Raw genomic sequence first — 17,088 nt, 5'->3', positions numbered from 1 at the left:
CTAGCCTCCTTGGACTGCGGTGAGGATTTCCACGGCCGCGCCTTCGTTGAGTGGGGTGGTTTCCCATTGCGAGCGGGGGATGACCTGTTCGGCCACGGCCACCGCAGTGCCGTCAGGAGCGATGCCTTTTTCTTCCAGCAGCTGGGCGACGGTATCGGCCGCCGTGTCATAAGGCTGGCCGTTGAGGATGAGGATCATTGTTGCTCCTTGAGGTGTCGCAATGGGTTACAGGCTGCGAGATCGATGCTGGGATCGGTTCCTTCGATGAGCTCGCGGGCACAGCGCGCGGCCAGGGCCGTGAGCAGGATGCCGTGGCGGAAATAGCCGGTAGAGATGACGAGCCGCTCGCTGACGCGGCCGAGGTAGGGCAGGTCATCCGGAGTGCCGGGGCGAGCCCCCGCGCTGGCCTCGAGGAACTCGCATTCTTCGACGGCGGGGAGGACACGGATGGCGTCGCGAAGCAGTGCGTAGACGCCTCCGGCCTGCGCTGAGGACAGGGAATCCTCGCGGGTCGTAGCGCCGATGGCGAGGGTGCCATCGCCGCGCGGGATGAGGTAGATGGGGCGGTCCTCCACGAAGCCGCGCACCACGCGGGTCAGCAGCGGCTGCAGGTGATCCGGAACCCGCAGGCGCAGGATATCGCCGTACACCGGGCGCAGGTGCAGCGGGGACTGTTCAAGCCCAGCTGAGTCAGCCCACTCGATGTCGCGCGCGCCTAGTCCGGCTGCGAGCACAACCTGTTCTGCTTCGAAGTCGCCGACGGCCGTGGTGACCACTCCCGTTGCAACATCAATCGATTGGGCCGCCGTACGGAAGAAACGCACGCCGAGTCCTTGGGCCGCGCTCAGCAGTGCAGCCGCCCATTGGCGGGGAAAGACCTGCGTGTCGCCCGGGATGCTGACGGCACCGGCCAGACGCGGGGACAGCAATGGTTCCGCGCGCCGGGCTTCACGCACGGTGATGCGCTCGACCGCCATGCCGTGGAGGGATTGATACTCGGCCAGCTCGGTGAGGTGCTGGGCATCCGCGCGATCGGCGGCGACGACGAGCGTTCCCTCGGCACGGTAGCCGGTGGGCACCTCTGTGTGTGCGGCGACCAGATCGATGAGCCCCGGATACCACGCGCCGGAGGCGCGCATGAGCGGGAAGAGCGGATCCTGCTGGTAGACCACCTCCGCGGCGGGGGCGAGCATGCCTCCGGCGAAGTGGGTAGCCCCGGAGGCTGGCGCCGGATCTAGCACCGTGACCTCGTGGCCCCGCGCGGCCAGTTCCACCGCGGTGGCCAGGCCGATGACACCCGCACCGACGACGATGACTGAGGAATCAGAGCTAGTACTCATCGCGTACCTTCATCGAAGCCGGACAGCAGCTTGCGGCAGTAGGCTTCCGGGTCATCGGCATGCATGATGCCGCGCACGACAGCTAGGCCGGCCACGCCGGTTGCCGCAAGATCGGCAGCATCCTCGGCGGTGACATCCCCGATGGCCACGAGCGGTACGCGGGAGAGCTTCACCAAATCCGGGTAGGCATCAAGTCCCAACGGGGTGCGGCCGGAGTCCTTCGTCGGCGTGGCGCGGAACGGGCCGCAGCCGATGTAATCAATCAGGTCTGCTACCTCATTGGCGGCCTCGACTAACTCGCGCGTGCCGGTGGTCAGCCCGATAATCGCGTCCGGCCCGAGGAGCGCGCGGGTAGCGGCCACGGGCAGATCATCCTGGCCGATATGCACGCCGTGCACCGGCTCGCCGGCGTGGCGGAGGGCGGCGGCGACGTCGACGCGGTCGTCGATAAGCACGCGCGTTTCTGGGTTGGCCTCGGCCACCGTGCGGGCTACGTCACGGCCCAAGTGGAAGAGGTCGCGGGCGGAAATCGGCTTGGAGCGCACCTGTACCACCCCGGCGCCGCCGCGCGCCGCTGCGGCAGCGATGCGCACGACGTCCTCATGCGAGCCCGCGCCCGTGACGAAGTAGCAGCGAAGATCAGGCATGTGCGGTCTCTTCTTCCTGATAGAGCTGTGAGCCCTGGGCCTTGAACTCCTCCGACATCTGCTTCTCGCCCGCGCGGGCAGCTGCCACGACCTCCGGATCGATGGCTCCCTTACCCGGGAAGCTTGGCATCCCTAGCGAATCGGAGAAGGTATCCCGGATGTCCTGGCTGATGCGCATGGAACAGAACTTCGGCCCGCACATGGAACAGAAATGTGCGGTCTTCGCCGGCTCCGCGGGCAGGGTCTCATCGTGGTAGGCCTGCGCGGTGTCCGGGTCGAGGGAAAGCGCGAACTGATCGTGCCAGCGGAACTCGAAGCGGGCCTTGCTCATCGCATCATCCCAGGCGCGTGCCCCTGGGTGGCCCTTGGCCACATCGGCCGCATGGGCGGCCAGCTTATAGGTGATCACGCCGGTCTTGACATCATCGCGGTTGGGCAGCCCCAAGTGCTCCTTCGGGGTGACGTAGCACAACATGGCCGTTCCTCCCATGGCGATGTGCGCCGCGCCAATGGCAGAGGTGATGTGGTCATAACCCGGCGCAATATCGGTGACCAACGGGCCCAGCGTGTAGAAGGGAGCATCCGAGGCCCAGTCCTGCTCCAGCTCGTTGTTTTCCTGAACCATGTTGAGCGGGACGTGGCCCGGGCCTTCCACCATGACCTGGACGTCATACTCCCAGGCGCGCCGGGTGAGCTCACCGATGGTCTTGAGCTCAGCGAATTGGGCGGTGTCGTTGGCATCCGCCAGCGAGCCGGGGCGCAGGCCATCGCCCAGGGAGAAGGCGACGTCGTAGCGCGCGAAGATCTCACACAGCTCATCGAAGTTCTCGTAGAGGAAGGACTCCTTGTGGTGTGCCAGGCACCAGCCCGCCATGATGGAGCCGCCGCGGGAGACGATGCCGGTGACGCGGTCCGTGGTCAGCGGGATATACGGAAGCAGGACGCCGGCGTGGATGGTCATGTAGTCCACGCCCTGCTCGCACTGCTCGATGACGGTATCGCGGAAAATCTCCCACGTCAGGTCCTCAGCTACGCCGTTGACCTTCTCCAGCGCCTGGTAGATGGGCACGGTGCCGATGGGCACCGGCGAGTTGCGCAGGATCCACTCGCGCGTGGTGTGGATGTCATCGCCGGTGGAGAGATCCATGACGGTATCCGCGCCCCAGCGGGTGGCCCAGCGCAGCTTCGACACCTCTTCCGCAATGGAGGACGTCACCGCGGAGTTGCCGATGTTGGCGTTGATCTTGGTGAGGAACTTCCGCCCGATGATCATCGGCTCCGACTCCGGGTGGTTCACGTTATTGGGCAGGATGGCGCGGCCGCGCGCGATTTCGGAGCGCACAAACTCCGGGTCGCAGTGCTCGCGCAGGGCCACGAACTCCATCTCCTTGGTGATGATGCCCTGGCGCGCGTAATGCATCTGGGTGACGCGCTTGCCCTCCTTCGCGCGCAGCGGCTGGCGACGCTCCCCCTTCCATTCCTGGGAAGCGGCACCGCGGCGCTCGGCGGAGCGGCCATCATCGGCGAGGTTGCGGGCGCGGCCCTCATACTCGTCGACGTCCCCGCGCTCCGCAATCCACTCAGCGCGTAGCGCCGGCAGACCTACCTCTGGCTCGCACTCCGGGCCGCGGGTGCGGTAGACGCGGAAAGGTTCATTCGGGCCGGAAGGGGAATCATCCAACTGAATCTCGGTCTCGGGTACCTCGAGGCCGTGCTCCCGGATGGGGGAGTAGGAGTGCTTGGGGTGAATCTCGCCGGAGTCAGAATTGTGAATGGGGGTATGGGTAGCCGTCATGGCTGCTCCTCTCTTCCTTCGCTGGTGCTAACCAGACAGGTTCAAACGGTGCAGGCGCGGTATCAGCGCCACTCTCAGCCCACTTCCCGTGGGCACCCGTGGGGTATCAGTGCGCCACCCACCTTAGAGCCCGCAACGAGGAGATGTCAGGCGTTTGGCACAATTTGTTCTGCGGGGGTGGGGTGTGGAAAGATAGCGATGTTCTGTGTAATAGGCACGAACCGGTCAGCCGCCGCGAGGTGGCGCCAGGGTCCTCTGTCTTAAACTGAAAAGGAAAACACCAATGGCAAACCTCATTGACAAGGTTGATGCAGCTTCGCTGCGCGACGATATCCCGTCCTTCCGCCCGGGCGATACCCTTGACGTCAACGTCAAGGTGATCGAGGGCTCCACCGAGCGTACCCAGCTCTTCAAGGGTGTCTGCATCCGCCGTCAGGGCGCTGGCATCCGCGAGACCTTCACCGTGCGTAAGGTTTCCTTCGGCATCGGCGTTGAGCGTACCTTCCCGGTTCACTCCCCGAACATTGCCTCCATCGAGGTAGTCCGCCGCGGCCGCGTTCGCCGCGCCAAGCTGTACTACCTGCGCGACCTGCGCGGCAAGAAGGCCCGCATCAAGGAGCGCCGCTAGTTCTAGCTGCTCTGTAGCCCTCAGCCCTCCGCTTCCCACCGATTCTTGTGGGTAAGGCGGAGGGCTTTGTGCTTTCAGCAGCCTCCGGCCGAGCCGCATACCGGGATGTCGGCGCGCATTGCTAGGATTTAGCCCGTGGAAAAAGAAAACGACATTACTGAAGGTTCCCAGGGCGTGGGGAAAGAGGCGTCGGAAAGCGCAGCACCCCCAGCTGAGGAAAAGAAGCAGATGCCTTGGTTGCTGGAGACCGCACTGGTGGTGGTTTCCGTGCTTGCGGTCGTTGGTGTTTTCCAAAACTTTGTGGGCCGGCAGTACGTCATTCCATCAGGGTCGATGGAGCCGACCTTGCATGGCTGCGAAGGCTGCAATAATGACCGCATTTTTACCGAAAAGGTCTCCTATTACGGCGACAAGAACCCAGAGCCCGGTGATGTCGTGGTGTTCAAAGGAACGCCGGACTGGGACAGGAATTGGGTATCGCCGCGTTCCGACAACCCGGTCATCCACCGCATTCAGGATGCGCTGAGCTACGTTTCGCTCACCCCGCCAGATGAGAACACCTTGGTCAAGCGTGTTGTTGCTACCGGTGGCCAGACTGTGTCCTGCCAGGAGGGTGATCCGGCGGTCATGGTGGATGGCAAGCCCATCGAACAGGACTATGTGCAGGACCCGCCGACGTATCGCGTTGATGAGACCACCGGTTCCTACGCCTGTGGCGGCGCGTATTTTGGCCCCGTGACTGTTCCTGAGGGCAATATCTGGGTGATGGGAGATAACCGCACGGCCTCCGCGGACTCGCGATATCACATGCAGGATCAGTACCAAGGAACGATCCCGCTGGAGAACGTCCGCGGCAAGGTCATGTTCATCTTCTTCCCCTTCAACCGTATCGGTGGAGTCGATGACCCGGACATCCAGTCCTAGGGGGCGCGATGTCCTCACGGCGCTAGCACTCACCTTCGTGGTGCTGGCGCTGATTCAGGCTTGTGTGGGAAGGCTGTATCTCATTCCGTCTTCCTCCATGGAACCCACCCTGCATGGCTGCCCGGGGTGCACGAATGACCGCATCGCCGTGCAGAAGGTGAGCTATTACTTCAGCGATCCGCGCCCCGGAGAGGTTGTAGTCTTTGCCGGTCCGGATTCGTGGAACACGTCTTTTGAGGTCAAGCGGTCCCGCAATGTAGTGGTGCGCGGACTGCAAAACATTGGCGCCGTTGTGGGGTTGGTGCCTAATGGCGACAACATCCTGGTCAAACGCGTCATCGCTACAGGCGGCCAGACCGTGTCGTGTCGGGAAGGGGATCCGGCCGTCATGGTGGATGGCAAACCCACTAACCAAGACTTCGTTCTGGATCCGCCGGAGATTCCGATTGATGAACGCGTGGGATCGCAAGCCTGTGGCGGCGCCTACTTCGGCCCCGTTACCGTCCCGGAAGGCCATCTGTGGGTGATGGGGGATAACCGCACGAACTCCTTGGATTCGCGCGCGCACCTCGGGGATAACCTGCAGGGCACTGTTCCTGTCGAGAACGTGCGCGGCAAGGTCGCCGCTGTTGTGGTTCCGGTCAGCCGCGCGCAAACTATCGACGACATTCCGTTATAACCGCCATGCGCCGACTGAAACAGAAGAGAACCTATGAGGTCGCGCTCTCCAAGGCAGGGCTCGGTCCAGTTGCAGGGGTGGATGAAGCTGGGCGCGGGGCATGCTGCGGGCCAGTGACCATTGCCGCGTGCATCTTGCCGGAGCGCATCCTGCCCGGCTTGGAGCGGCTTGATGATTCGAAGAAACTCACGCCGGCGGCCCGGGAAAAACTGGAGCCGCTGATCAAGTGCCGCGCGCTAGCGTGGTCGGTGGTGCACGTGGACGCGAAAGACATCGATACCTTTGGCATCCAACACGCGAATGTGTCGGGGATGCGCCGGGCGGTGGCACGACTGGGGGTCCGCCCGGGCTACGTGCTAAGCGACGCCCTCTTCGTCCCCGGCCTGCCCGCCCCGCAGCTGCCGATCATCGGTGGGGATACCGCCGCGCGATGCATCGCCGCGGCAAGTGTCCTAGCCAAGGTATCCCGTGATCACCTGATGATGGAGTTGGCCAAGCAGTACCCGGGATATGCCCTGGAAAGCCATAAGGGTTATGGCACGGCAGTGCATCAGGAAGCTATCGCCCGGCTGGGGGCGACTCCCGAGCACCGCATGAGCTATCGCAATGTAGCTGACGCACATGCGCGATTCCTCGCGCGCGCCTGAAGCCTTATTCAGGACGCGGGAACTAAGCTGGTGCTGATTCTGTGACACCGTGAATCCGGGTAATTGTGAGCGAAGGAGAAGCACACCGTGAGCGCTGAGGAACTCGATAACTACGAGGCTGAAGTCGAGCTGTCGCTGTACCGCGAATACCGCGATGTGGTCAGCCAATTCTCCTATGTAGTGGAGACTGAACGTAGGTTTTATCTGGCCAACGCTGTGGAGCTTATTCCGCATACGTCGGGTCCGGACGTCTACTACGAGGTCCGCATGTCTGATGCTTGGGTCTGGGATATGTACCGCTCGGCGCGTTTTGTGCGCTACGTCCGTGTAATCACCTACAAGGACGTCAATATTGAGGAGTTGGACAAGCCGGATTTTGTCCTACCGGAATAGAGCTCTAGGTAAGTGATCTAGATATAAGTGGGTGGGGAACGTCATGTTGGTGACCCCGGACTAGTTATCCACAGATTTGCGGTGGCGAGGCATTAAGTCCTCGCCACAACGCAGTTAATGGGGTGTTCTGGAAGTGCCGTAAGGGGGTGTGCGGCACGGGAATTGTCTTGTGTCGTGCTTGCGGCGTGTTGTGTACACGTTCAATTCCAAGGAGCACCATAGTGACAAGAAATCTAGCAACCACTTTGCATTCACCGACAGTGGGCCAGACCATCCGCCCGGCGGATGCACTGGGAAAAGCGGGGGAGAAATTCGCCGCTGACTTTTATCGTGCGCGCGGGGCGCAGGTCATCGCTGCGAACGTCCACTACCGTGTGGGCGAGCTCGATCTCGTCGTGCGTGAACCCGATGGGACCATTGTCTTTTGCGAAGTAAAGACTCGGGCAAACCGCAACTTCGGCGTCGCGGAAGCGGTAACCCCACGCAAGCTAGCGCGCCTGCGCAAGGCGGCCGCGCAGTGGCTGAGCGCCGCGCGGAGTGAAGGGCAGGCGTTGAACAAGGTCCGTTTCGACGTTCTCGGGCTGGTAGCCACCGGGGCGAAGTCGGGGGAGGCGTTTGAGGTGGACTACTTCCAGGGAGTCGATCATGGCTCTCGGTAGGTGCGACACGATAGCGCTGGATGGGGTCCTGGCCCGGGTGGTCACGGTGGAGGCCAACGTTGGCCCCGGGCTGCCGGGGGTTCACGTGGTGGGGCTGGGGGATGCCGCAATCTCAGAGTCGCGGGATCGCATCCGTACTGCGGTAAGCAATTCGCACTTGCCGTGGCCCAAGACGAAGGTGGTGGTGTCCATGTCACCGGCCTCGCTGCCTAAAGCAGGGGCGCACTTTGATCTGCCGATGGCCTTGGCAATTCTAGGAGCAGGCCAGGCGGAGAAAAGTCGTCTTAGCGGGGCGCTAGTCCTTGGCGAGCTGGGTCTGGACGGGCAGGTACGCCCGGTCTCCGGCATCATCCCTGCCATTCTGGCTGCGCGTTCACAGGGCTATGACACCCTGATCATTCCGGTGGGAAACGCTGCGGAAGCAGCATTGGTGTCCGGCATCACGGTACTCGTGGCCGAAACCCTGTGGGATGCCTTTGCGTGGGCGTGTGGGAGTGACTGCCTGCCGGACGCGCACCTCATTGCGCATGCGGCAGCGCCTGCGTGCGAGCAAGTCGCCGATTTCAGCGAAGTGGCAGGCCAGAAGGAAGCCAAGTGGGCGGCGGAAGTTGCCGCTGCCGGCGGCCACCACGTGATGATGGTGGGGCCACCCGGCTCCGGTAAGTCGATGATTGCCTCGCGCTTGCCGGGGATTCTGCCGCGCCTGAGCACAGAGCAAGCAGTGGAAGCCACGGCCATCCACTCGGTGGCGGGAGCCGTCGGCACCGCTATCTCGCGGGCTCCGTTCATTGCGCCGCACGCTTCGGTAACGAGGGCCGCGCTGATCGGTGGCGGCTCAGGGCGCCCACGGCCAGGAGCAGTGAGCTTGGCGCACCATGGCGTGCTCTTCCTCGACGAGGTCAGTGAGGTGCCTGCGCAGGTACTCGATAGTTTGCGCGCCCCCTTGGAAGAAGGACAGGTGCGCCTGACGCGGGCGAGCCGGGAGGTTATCTTCCCCGCCCAATTCCAACTAGTGCTGGCTGCAAATCCCTGCCGGTGTGGAGCCGAAGAACCGGCGCGTTGCGAGTGCCGAGTATCAGACAGGATGAATTACTTATCCAATCTGTCGGGGCCGCTGCGGGACCGCCTCGACATCATCGTGTCCCTGTCGGGGCAATCAGCGGTGCTCCAAGCGGAAGGTGAAGAGACCTCTGAGGTCATCGCTCAGCGCGTGGCCGCAGCCCGGGAACGCATGAAGGCGCGCTGGGAGGGCGACGGGTTGGGAAGCGTGGTCAATGGAGCAGTTCCGGCTTCATATTTGCGGCGCCACCGCCCAGCAGCGGAGTCTGCGATGATCATGCTCGCCGCCTACCTGGCGGAAGGGGAGCTGAGCCAGCGCGGGGTCGACCGTGTTCTGCGCCTAGCCTGGACGCTGGCAGACCTCGACGGCTCATCTCGCCCTGAGCTCGAGCACGTCAGCCGGGCGCTGGATCTCCGCGGGGCTGGGACGATCGAAAGGCTGGCGGCATGAGTGAGCTCAATCTATCGAGTAGCCGGCATACGTGGGCCTATCTCAATCGCGTGGTGGAGGGTCCTTCACCAACTCTTCACGGGCTGTTGACCCAATACTCGGCTGAGGAGATTGCTCGGGGAATCTACAAAGGAGAGGATTGGATTGGGCCCTTGCGGCAAGCCACGGCTTCGCGGCGTGAGTGGCTGCGGCAAGACGAAGACTTGGCTGTAGCGGAAGCGGAAGGCGCTCGGCTCATTACGCCCGCGGACGCTGAGTGGCCCGGGGAAGAGTTCTCCCGTGCCTTCGGTTTCTATCACCAAGGGGTGGTTGATGCCCCGGCAACGTTTGATGACCAAGCAGTACCACCGCACAGTCTGTGGGTACGCGGTGGAAACCTGCGCGAAGTGGTATCTCAATCTGTGGCCCTCGTGGGCACGCGCGCGGTGAGCAGGTATGGCTGGGAGGCTGCGTCACTCTTAGCGGGTGGCCTTGCGGCTCATCAATGGACAGCGGTGTCCGGCGGAGCGGTAGGCGTTGATACGGCGGTCCATGAAGCGGCCCTCGATGCGGGCGGACTGACCGTCGCTGTGGCGGCCTGCGGCATCGATATCTCTTACCCAGCGCGAAATGCGAAGCTCTTTGACAGAATCGCCGAGAAAGGATGCATCGTGTCTGAGTTCGCGCCGGGCACGCGGCCGCAGCGATTCCGCTTCTTATCCCGCAACCGTCTCGTGGCGGCGATGACGAGTGGCACTGTGGTGGTTGAAGCGGGGTTCCGCTCTGGTGCTCTTAACACGCTGAATTGGGCGGAAGCGCTGGGCAGGGTTGCCATGGCCGTACCGGGGCCTATTACGACATCTGGTTCCTTGGGGTGTCATCAACGAATTCAGGATGGGCGGGCCCAATTGGTGGCGTCTGCGGATGAAGTTCGGGGGTTGGTCGGCAAAGCAGGAGAGGTAGATGTGGTGGGACAGTATGAGCTCGAGTTTCAGCCGACTGCTGTGCAGCGCCTGTCCCGCAATGAGCTTCGGGTGTATGACTCCACTCCACCGGAAAGCGCGGAGGAAGGCGCGAGCGCTGAGGACATCGCGGCGGCCGCGGGAATGCGGGTGGCGTTGACCATTCACCTTCTCGTGGCGATGCAGAAGATGGGGGTGATTACTCGCTCGGGGGCGATGTGGCAGCGCACCTGAGTACACTCATGAGACATGAGTGGTGCAAGTGGTAACGGTGAGCGGCACGTGGGCGGACAGCTGGACGAGGCGATCGAAGACTTCGCGGAATTCCAGCGCATCGTCCGCGGCCGTTCCGATGCGACCGTTCGCGGCTATTGCTCCGACCTGCGCTTGCTGGCGACGGAGGTTCCGGACTTCTCAGCGTTCACACTGAATTCCCTGCGCGAATGGTTGGCCCACGCCGTTTCCGAGGGCAAGTCCCGCTCCACACTGGCGCGCCGCACCGCCGCGGTGCGTGCTTTTTCCACATGGGCTGCGCGTGAAGGCTATTTAAAAACTGATGTGGCGCAGCGTTTGGCCACGCCAAAGGTGGGCAAACACTTGCCGACGGTGATGTCGCCTTCAGCGGCGGGGGAGCTGATGGGCAATGCCGTCTCCGCCGATGAGATCCATTTCCTGCGTGATAGTGCCATGCTCGAATTCCTCTACGCCACCGGTGCGCGCGTGGCTGAGCTCGTCGGTCTCAACATCGGGGATATCGATGTGTCCCGGCGTACTGCCCGCGTCACAGGTAAGGGCAATAAACAGCGCGTCGTCCCGTTCGGGGATGCAGCTCACGATGCGCTTTGTGCCTGGTTGGAAACGGGCCGTCCCCAGCTTGCGGGTGATACGGACGCGGTGTTCGTGGGGACCCGCGGCGGGCGTATCGACCCCCGCCAAGTCCGCCGTGTTGTCGAGCGCGCCGCGCAAGTGACGGGAACGCCGGGTTTGACCCCGCACGGATTGCGTCACTCGGCGGCAACGCATCTGCTCGAGGGCGGAGCGGATTTGCGTATTGTCCAGGAGCTGCTCGGGCACTCTTCATTACAGACCACGCAGGTCTACACGCACGTCTCCGCCCAGCGGCTTAAGGACGTCTACGCCCGCGCCCACCCACGGGCTTGAGGCGAATGACAGGTTCCCCAAGCAAATCCAGCGGATTGATGTAATCCTCGCGTCCTTCAATCGCGCCCCAATGCAGTCCCGGATAGCCGTCCACGGACGGAGCGAGGGTGCCAATCACGTCTCCTTCCTGTACCCGGTCACCTTTCTTGACTCTCGCAAACACTGGTTGATAGGTCGTGCGCAGGCCGTTTCCATGAGCAATTGATAGGGCCGGTTTGCCCGCGATCGAACCGGCGAAGTATACGACGCCATCGCCGGCCGCGAGGACCACCCCGCCGACAGGCAGGTCTAGATCGACACCGCGGTGGCCCGCCATCCAGCGCTTTTCGGGAGGCTCGAAGCCGCGCAAAACACGCGAAGCAACGGGTTCCCCGGTGGTGGGGTCGACGTAAGCGGCGGCTAGGGGGACGTCGACAAGCGCGGCCCAAGCACACAGCAAGACGGATACATAAAGAAGACGGTGACGCATGCCTCCAAGCCTGCGCGCTGACGCCACTTCAGAGAAGAGGCGCAGCCGCTGTTGTGGATAACCTGTTAAAGAAGAGGCCACTGTTGCGGCAGGGGAGAAGACCGTAGAGTCATCAACAATCCTGCTGAGATAAAACAAGCCCGTCGTTTGGAATCACCGTGTGTGCAGTACTAAGCTAGCCCACAGCAGTCTGTGCTCAGGCCTAAAGGCTGGTGCATGGATTGACTACGCGCGGCGAAGCAGCCGCTTCCTGGGTTAAGGAAGAGGCAGTCTGTGGTTGACGTGGTCCCCGCAATAGTGGGGTGTTGACCAGGGCCTTCGTTGCTAGGGTGCGGAATAAAACACCGCACAATTTTTGCAAAACCGAAACAACATATAGAAAGCGAGCGAAACATGGCAGTCGTAACCATGCGCGAGCTCCTCGACGCTGGCGTCCACTTCGGTCACCAGACCCGTCGCTGGAACCCGAAGATGAAGCGCTTCATCTTCACCGACCGTAACGGCATCTACATCATCGACCTGCAGCAGACGCTGACCTACATCGATGAGGCCTTCGAGTTCGTTAAGGAAACCGTCGCACACGGCGGCACCATCCTCTTCGTTGGTACCAAGAAGCAGGCTCAGGAAGCCGTTGCTGAAGAGGCAACCCGCGTGGGAATGCCCTACGTTAACCACCGCTGGCTCGGCGGTATGCTCACCAACTTCCAGACTGTCTCCAAGCGCCTGAAGCGCATGAAGGAGCTGCAGGCTATGGATGCGGCTGAGGACGGCTACAAGGGCCGCACCAAGAAGGAAGTTCTGATGCTGACCCGTGAGCGCACCAAGCTGGAGCGCGTCCTGGGCGGTATCTCCGACATGACCAAGGCTCCGTCCGCACTGTGGATCGTTGACACCAACAAGGAGCACATCGCGGTCAAGGAAGCTCAGAAGCTTAACATCCCGGTCGTCGCCATCCTGGACACCAACTGTGATCCGGATGAGGTTGACTTCCCGATTCCGGGTAACGACGACGCCATCCGCGCTACCAAGCTGCTCTCCGGTATCATCGCCACCGCTGTGGAAGAGGGCAAGAAGGCTCGCGAGGAGCGCCAGCTGGCTCAGGCCAAGGAGGCCGCCGGCGACAGCGCTGAGAAGGACGCCCGCGACGCCGCTGAGGCCGCCGCTGCGTCTGATCCGGCTTCCGCAGAGAAGTCTGAGGACGCTGAGAAGTCCGCAGAGTAATCTGCACACCTTAAGCCCCCGTACCGCACGGCCCACAGTGTCCGCGGCGATGGGGGCTTTTTCTCACGTGTTTTCTTAGCGTGCTAAGACGCGTGGCACATTAAAGGGTTGAAAACACCACGCTGAAGGTCTTCAGATTCTTCGCTGGGGGAGCTGGCGAAAAACTAGCACCCCCTCAACGCGACGTGGTGGTAGTGATTCCGCTACGCTGTTTCAACGAATACCGTTCAATTCCAAGGAGGATCGCTCCAACTATGGCGAATTACACTGCTGCAGACGTAAAGGCATTGCGTGAGGCCACCGGCTCCGGCATGCTCGATTGCAAGAAGGCTCTCGAAGAGTCCCAGGGTGACTACGACAAGGCCGTTGAGTACCTGCGCATCAAGGGCGCAAAGAACGTGTCCAAGCGCGCCGAGCGTGAGGCCACCGAGGGCCTGATCGCCGTTTCCGGCAACACGATGGTCGAGATCAACTGTGAGACCGACTTCGTGGCTAAGAACGAGGCTTTCAAGGCTTTTGCCACCAAGATCGCTGAGGCTGCCGGTGAGGCCAAGGTCAACTCCGGTGAGGAGCTCAACAACCTGGAGATCGACGGCAAGAAGGTCTCTGAGATCGTTGACGAAGAGTCCGCAAAGACCGGCGAGAAGCTGCAGGCCCGCCGCGCAGTCACCATCGAGGGCGACAACGTTGCTGTCTACCTGCACCAGCGTTCCGCTGACCTGCCGCCGGCAGTGGGTGTCCTGGTTTCCTACGAGGGCAACGCAGAAGGCGCTCACGCAGTGGCACTGCAGATTGCGGCTATGAACGCCGAGTACCTCACCCGCGAGGACGTTCCGGCTGAGGTCGTTGAGAAGGAGCGCGAGATCGCTGAGGCTACCACCCGCGAGGAGGGCAAGCCGGAGGCAGCCCTGCCGAAGATCGTGGAAGGCCGTCTCAATGGCTTCTACAAGTCTGTGGTTCTGCTTGAGCAGGCAGCTCTGTCTGACTCCAAGAAGACCGTCAAGCAGGTCGCAGACGAGGCCGGCACCACCATCACCGGTTTCATCCGCTACGAGGTTGGCGCTTAAGCTTTACTAGAGCTTTCGTAGCTAGGGAGTATTGCTCCGTAGCTGCGGTTTCTCCCTCCTCCTCTTCATCCCTGTGGCCGCCTGGCCGGTGGGGAAGAAGCGGGGGAGGGAGTTTGCTGTTTTCTGCCGCCCCTTAGGGTGGGGGTTGTGCGCAGCTGAATATATAAGAGCGGCTTCCTATGGTTAAGATGGAACGGAATTATTCGTGCGCTTAACTGAAGCGTCGCCATGCGTGAAGGAGACGATGAAGACCGTGACTAACCCTGAACCGAAGCGAACCGGATACAAGCGAGTCATGCTGAAGCTGGGCGGTGAGATGTTCGGCGGTGGCAAGGTCGGCATCGATCCTGATGTTGTAGAAAACGTCGCCCGCCAAATCGCCGAGGTGGCCGAACAAGGAACTGAGATTGCCGTCGTTATCGGTGGCGGTAACTTCTTCCGCGGAGCGGAGCTGTCCCAGCGCGGTATGGACCGCGCTCGCTCCGACTACATGGGCATGCTGGGTACAGTCATGAACTCCCTGGCGCTGCAGGACTTCCTCAAGCAGCAGGGCATCGACTGCCGTGTGCAGACGTCCATCAACATGGCACAGATTGCGGAGCCGTATCTGCCGCTGCGCGCCGACCGCCACCTAGAAAAGGGGCGCGTGGTTATCTTTGGCGCCGGCATGGGCATGCCGTACTTCTCCACCGACACCACCGCAGCGCAGCGCGCGCTGGAGATTGGTGCAGAAGTCCTCTTCCTGGCCAAGGCTGTCGACGGCGTCTATTCCGCCGACCCGCGCACGAATCCGGACGCGGAGCTCTACTCCGAGATCACCCCGCGCGAGGTCATCGAGAAGAACCTCAAGGTGGCTGATGCTACGGCGTTCAGCCTGTGCATGGATAATAATATGCCGATTCTGGTCTTCAACCTCCTTACTGAGGGCAATATCAAGCGCGCCGTGAACGGCGAGAAGATCGGCACGCTGGTCCAGTCTTAGTACAAACGGGCCGCGACCTGCTACATTCTTTCCCAGTACTTTTGACTATTTCAAGGGAGTTGTAACCCTCATGATCGACGAGATTCAGCTCGAAGCTGAAGAGCACATGACCGCCTCGGTGGAGCACGCCCGCGAGCAGCTGATCACCATCCGCACCGGCCGCGCCAACCCAGCCATGTTTAACGGCTTGGTCGCTGAGTACTACGGTGTGCCGACCCCGATTACCCAGATGGCAACCATCTCGGTTCCTGAGCCGCGCATGCTGCTCATCAAGCCTTATGAGCAGTCCGTGATGAATGAGATTGAGAACGCAATCCGCAACTCGGATCTCGGTGTGAACCCGACCAATGATGGTCAGGTGCTGCGCGTTACTATTCCGCAGCTGACTGAGGAACGCCGCCGTGAGATGGTCAAGCTGGCTAAGAGCAAGGGTGAGGACGGCAAGATTGCTATCCGTAACATTCGCCGCCGTGCCATGGAGCAGCTGAAGAAGCTGCAGAAGGACGGCGATGCTGGCGAGGACGAGGTCATCGCTGCAGAGAAGGAAATGGAAAAGATTACTTCCGGCTACATCGAGCAGGTGGACAAGCTCGTCGCCAATAAGGAAGAGGAGCTCATGGAGGTGTAGCCTCCACACACGAGCTTTGACTTGCCGCCGCGCCAGGCACCGACCAGCACGGCGGTCTTTTCTGTGTAGAGCTTAAGCACCCACGACTACCTGAGGAGCATGCGTGAGCACTGAGCACCCGAGCCGGATGCCGAAACCCAAGAATTCCGCGGGCCGAGACATGCCCGCGGCGATTGCCGTCGGCGTCGGCTTGGGCGCGCTCGTCGTTTTTGCGGTGTGGGCCGGGCCTTTGGTGTGGTATCTCGTCGTCGCCACCGCAGTGGGCTTGGGCATGTGGGAGGTTCTCACCCGGTTGCGGGAGCACTCCTACTATGTCCCGCGCACCCTGCTGATCGTTCTTGGCCAAGCCATGGTGTGGGTCTCGTGGTTCCTCAACGCCCCGGGCCTCGTTGCGGTGTATGTGGTTGCGGTTCTGGCGCTCATGTTCGGGCGCCTCTTCCACAACGGCAGGCACCGTCCGCCAATTAACTATCTCCGTGATATGTCGATGGGCATCTTCGTGCTGACCTGGATACCCCTCTTTGGCACGTTTGCCGCGATGCTTTCGCGGGTGGAGACGCCCTTTGCTTCGGGGGCGGCGTCGATTGTCGTGTTTATGCTCTGTGTCGTCGCCTCAGACACCGGTGGCTTTATCGCCGGCGTGATGTTTGGCTCGCACCCCATGGCCCCGGCGGTCAGCCCCAAAAAATCGTGGGAAGGTTTTGCCGGTTCGGTTGTTTTCGGAACCCTTACCGGCGCGCTTTCTTTCGCATTCCTGCTTCACCACAAGCCGTGGGTGGGCGCACTGATGGGATTGGGTCTTGTCTTTTGCGCCACCCTCGGTGACTTGGTGGAATCCCAGTTCAAGCGCGAGCTAGGCATCAAGGACATGTCTGCCTTGTTGCCGGGACACGGCGGCATCATGGACCGCTTGGACGGCATGCTGCCGTCCGCGATGGTGACGTGGGTGGCAATGAGCTTCCTTACCACCCTCGCACCTTAAGGCTTAGCGGCGAGCTTGCTTGCGCACCTGGCGGCGTAGCTCGAACATGCGCCAGCCGCCTACTAGGGCCATGATGAGCGCACCGGAGATGGCGCAGATGAGGTAGGTGACGCCGGCAGGGAACTGGACGGTCCAGTTAAGGAAGTTGAGCGGTACCTGGTGCTGGTTCTGCAGGATGAAAATGATGAGGACGATGAGCAGTAGGAAGCCCACGATCAGGGCGATCCACGTGCTGGCTGCGAAGGAGCCCTTCACCTTGCCATCATTTTTCTCCGCATAGTCCGAAGTTGTCGGAACCGGCTCTACTGGCCCTTCGGTCGCGGGGGCTTCCGCGGTGTAATCATTCAGCGGCTCCTCGGCCGGAGTGGTGGAGGGGCGGAATTCCTCGGGGGAGTTTTCTGGATTCGTCATGCAT

The 17,088-nt window shown here is 61.9% G+C and carries 20 protein-coding genes and 1 riboswitch; of the genes, 14 read left to right on the top strand and 6 right to left on the bottom strand.

The annotated features are described in order from the left end of the window. From thiS to thiC, 4 genes are all read right to left on the bottom strand, one after another. Positions 1–198: a sulfur carrier protein ThiS gene (thiS, locus tag R3O64_RS08175; protein WP_144675197.1), complete on the bottom strand. Its 198-nt coding sequence runs from the start codon at positions 196–198 to the stop codon at positions 1–3. Continuing rightward, positions 195–1,340, bottom strand: coding sequence for a glycine oxidase ThiO (thiO, locus tag R3O64_RS08170; RefSeq protein WP_339016643.1), 1,146 nt, complete (start codon positions 1,338–1,340; stop codon positions 195–197). The genes thiS and thiO overlap by 4 nt, the downstream gene beginning before the upstream one ends. Beyond that, the gene (locus R3O64_RS08165; RefSeq protein WP_339016641.1) at positions 1,337–1,987 is read right to left on the bottom strand and encodes a thiamine phosphate synthase; all 651 of its coding nucleotides are present in this window, start codon (positions 1,985–1,987) and stop codon (positions 1,337–1,339) included. Before R3O64_RS08165 ends, thiO begins: the two co-directional genes overlap by 4 nt. Next, on the bottom strand, positions 1,980–3,782 hold the full coding sequence (gene thiC, locus R3O64_RS08160; protein ID WP_070533188.1) for a phosphomethylpyrimidine synthase ThiC: 1,803 nt from the start codon (positions 3,780–3,782) through the stop codon (positions 1,980–1,982). The genes R3O64_RS08165 and thiC overlap by 8 nt, the downstream gene beginning before the upstream one ends. After that, positions 3,778–3,892, bottom strand: a riboswitch (TPP riboswitch). (Overlaps the previous gene by 5 nt.) Positions 3,893–4,065: 173 nt before the next feature. On the opposite strand from thiC, the gene rplS reads away from it, so the two are divergent. The 9 genes from rplS to R3O64_RS08115 all read left to right on the top strand — a co-directional run bounded on the left by rplS (position 4,066) and on the right by R3O64_RS08115 (position 11,324). After that, a complete protein-coding gene (gene rplS, locus R3O64_RS08155) occupies positions 4,066–4,410 on the top strand; it encodes a 50S ribosomal protein L19 (RefSeq protein ID WP_070533187.1) in 345 nt (114 codons plus the stop codon). 228 nt (positions 4,411–4,638) lie between these two features. Further along, entirely contained in the window at positions 4,639–5,334 is a 696-nt protein-coding gene (gene lepB, locus R3O64_RS08150; protein WP_227485687.1) for a signal peptidase I, read from the top strand. Then, on the top strand, positions 5,312–6,013 hold the full coding sequence (gene lepB / locus R3O64_RS08145) for a signal peptidase I (protein ID WP_193629157.1): 702 nt from the start codon (positions 5,312–5,314) through the stop codon (positions 6,011–6,013). The genes lepB (R3O64_RS08150) and lepB (R3O64_RS08145) overlap by 23 nt, the downstream gene beginning before the upstream one ends. Further along, positions 6,010–6,660: a ribonuclease HII gene (locus R3O64_RS08140; protein WP_339017552.1), complete on the top strand. Its 651-nt coding sequence runs from the start codon at positions 6,010–6,012 to the stop codon at positions 6,658–6,660. Before lepB (R3O64_RS08145) ends, R3O64_RS08140 begins: the two co-directional genes overlap by 4 nt. A gap of 87 nt (positions 6,661–6,747) precedes the next feature. Continuing rightward, positions 6,748–7,053: a DUF2469 domain-containing protein gene (locus R3O64_RS08135; protein ID WP_005528899.1), complete on the top strand. Its 306-nt coding sequence runs from the start codon at positions 6,748–6,750 to the stop codon at positions 7,051–7,053. A gap of 221 nt (positions 7,054–7,274) precedes the next feature. Then, entirely contained in the window at positions 7,275–7,712 is a 438-nt protein-coding gene (locus R3O64_RS08130; RefSeq protein ID WP_193633942.1) for a YraN family protein, read from the top strand. Beyond that, positions 7,699–9,222, top strand: a complete 1,524-nt coding sequence (locus tag R3O64_RS08125) for a YifB family Mg chelatase-like AAA ATPase (RefSeq protein ID WP_070562816.1) — start codon at positions 7,699–7,701, stop codon at positions 9,220–9,222. Before R3O64_RS08130 ends, R3O64_RS08125 begins: the two co-directional genes overlap by 14 nt. Continuing rightward, positions 9,219–10,397 (top strand): DNA-processing protein DprA, encoded by a 1,179-nt coding sequence (gene dprA, locus R3O64_RS08120; protein ID WP_070533175.1) that lies wholly within the window; start codon positions 9,219–9,221, stop codon positions 10,395–10,397. Before R3O64_RS08125 ends, dprA begins: the two co-directional genes overlap by 4 nt. 15 nt (positions 10,398–10,412) lie before the next feature. Next, the gene (locus R3O64_RS08115; RefSeq protein WP_070562821.1) at positions 10,413–11,324 is read left to right on the top strand and encodes a tyrosine recombinase XerC; all 912 of its coding nucleotides are present in this window, start codon (positions 10,413–10,415) and stop codon (positions 11,322–11,324) included. Here R3O64_RS08115 and R3O64_RS08110 read toward each other — a convergent pair. Continuing rightward, entirely contained in the window at positions 11,287–11,793 is a 507-nt protein-coding gene (locus tag R3O64_RS08110) for a M23 family metallopeptidase (RefSeq protein ID WP_070686156.1), read from the bottom strand. The two genes, R3O64_RS08115 and R3O64_RS08110, sit on opposite strands and share 38 nt — an antisense overlap. Positions 11,794–12,186: 393 nt before the next feature. Between R3O64_RS08110 and rpsB the strand changes: the two genes are divergently transcribed. The 5 genes from rpsB (at position 12,187) to R3O64_RS08085 (ending at position 16,673) form a co-directional block, all read left to right on the top strand. After that, positions 12,187–13,014 (top strand): 30S ribosomal protein S2, encoded by an 828-nt coding sequence (gene rpsB / locus R3O64_RS08105; protein ID WP_070533169.1) that lies wholly within the window; start codon positions 12,187–12,189, stop codon positions 13,012–13,014. 254 nt (positions 13,015–13,268) lie between these two features. Next, positions 13,269–14,081 (top strand): translation elongation factor Ts, encoded by an 813-nt coding sequence (gene tsf, locus R3O64_RS08100; protein ID WP_070533167.1) that lies wholly within the window; start codon positions 13,269–13,271, stop codon positions 14,079–14,081. Between the two features lie 244 nt (positions 14,082–14,325). After that, positions 14,326–15,063: a UMP kinase gene (pyrH, locus tag R3O64_RS08095; RefSeq protein WP_070533165.1), complete on the top strand. Its 738-nt coding sequence runs from the start codon at positions 14,326–14,328 to the stop codon at positions 15,061–15,063. A gap of 70 nt (positions 15,064–15,133) precedes the next feature. Continuing rightward, positions 15,134–15,691: a ribosome recycling factor gene (frr, locus tag R3O64_RS08090; protein ID WP_070533163.1), complete on the top strand. Its 558-nt coding sequence runs from the start codon at positions 15,134–15,136 to the stop codon at positions 15,689–15,691. Between the two features lie 127 nt (positions 15,692–15,818). After that, on the top strand, positions 15,819–16,673 hold the full coding sequence (locus tag R3O64_RS08085; protein ID WP_180952038.1) for a phosphatidate cytidylyltransferase: 855 nt from the start codon (positions 15,819–15,821) through the stop codon (positions 16,671–16,673). 3 nt (positions 16,674–16,676) lie between these two features. On the opposite strand, the gene R3O64_RS08080 is transcribed toward R3O64_RS08085, so the two are convergent. Further along, a complete protein-coding gene (locus R3O64_RS08080) occupies positions 16,677–17,084 on the bottom strand; it encodes a LapA family protein (RefSeq protein ID WP_070562827.1) in 408 nt (135 codons plus the stop codon). Between the last annotated feature and the right edge of the window lie 4 nt (positions 17,085–17,088).

Source organism: Corynebacterium hesseae (genome assembly GCF_037850265.1).
GTDB classification, from domain to species: Bacteria; Actinomycetota; Actinomycetes; order Mycobacteriales; family Mycobacteriaceae; genus Corynebacterium; species Corynebacterium hesseae.
Note: the sequence above shows the minus strand (reverse complement) of the source record. Positions and strands in the feature narration are given on the sequence as shown.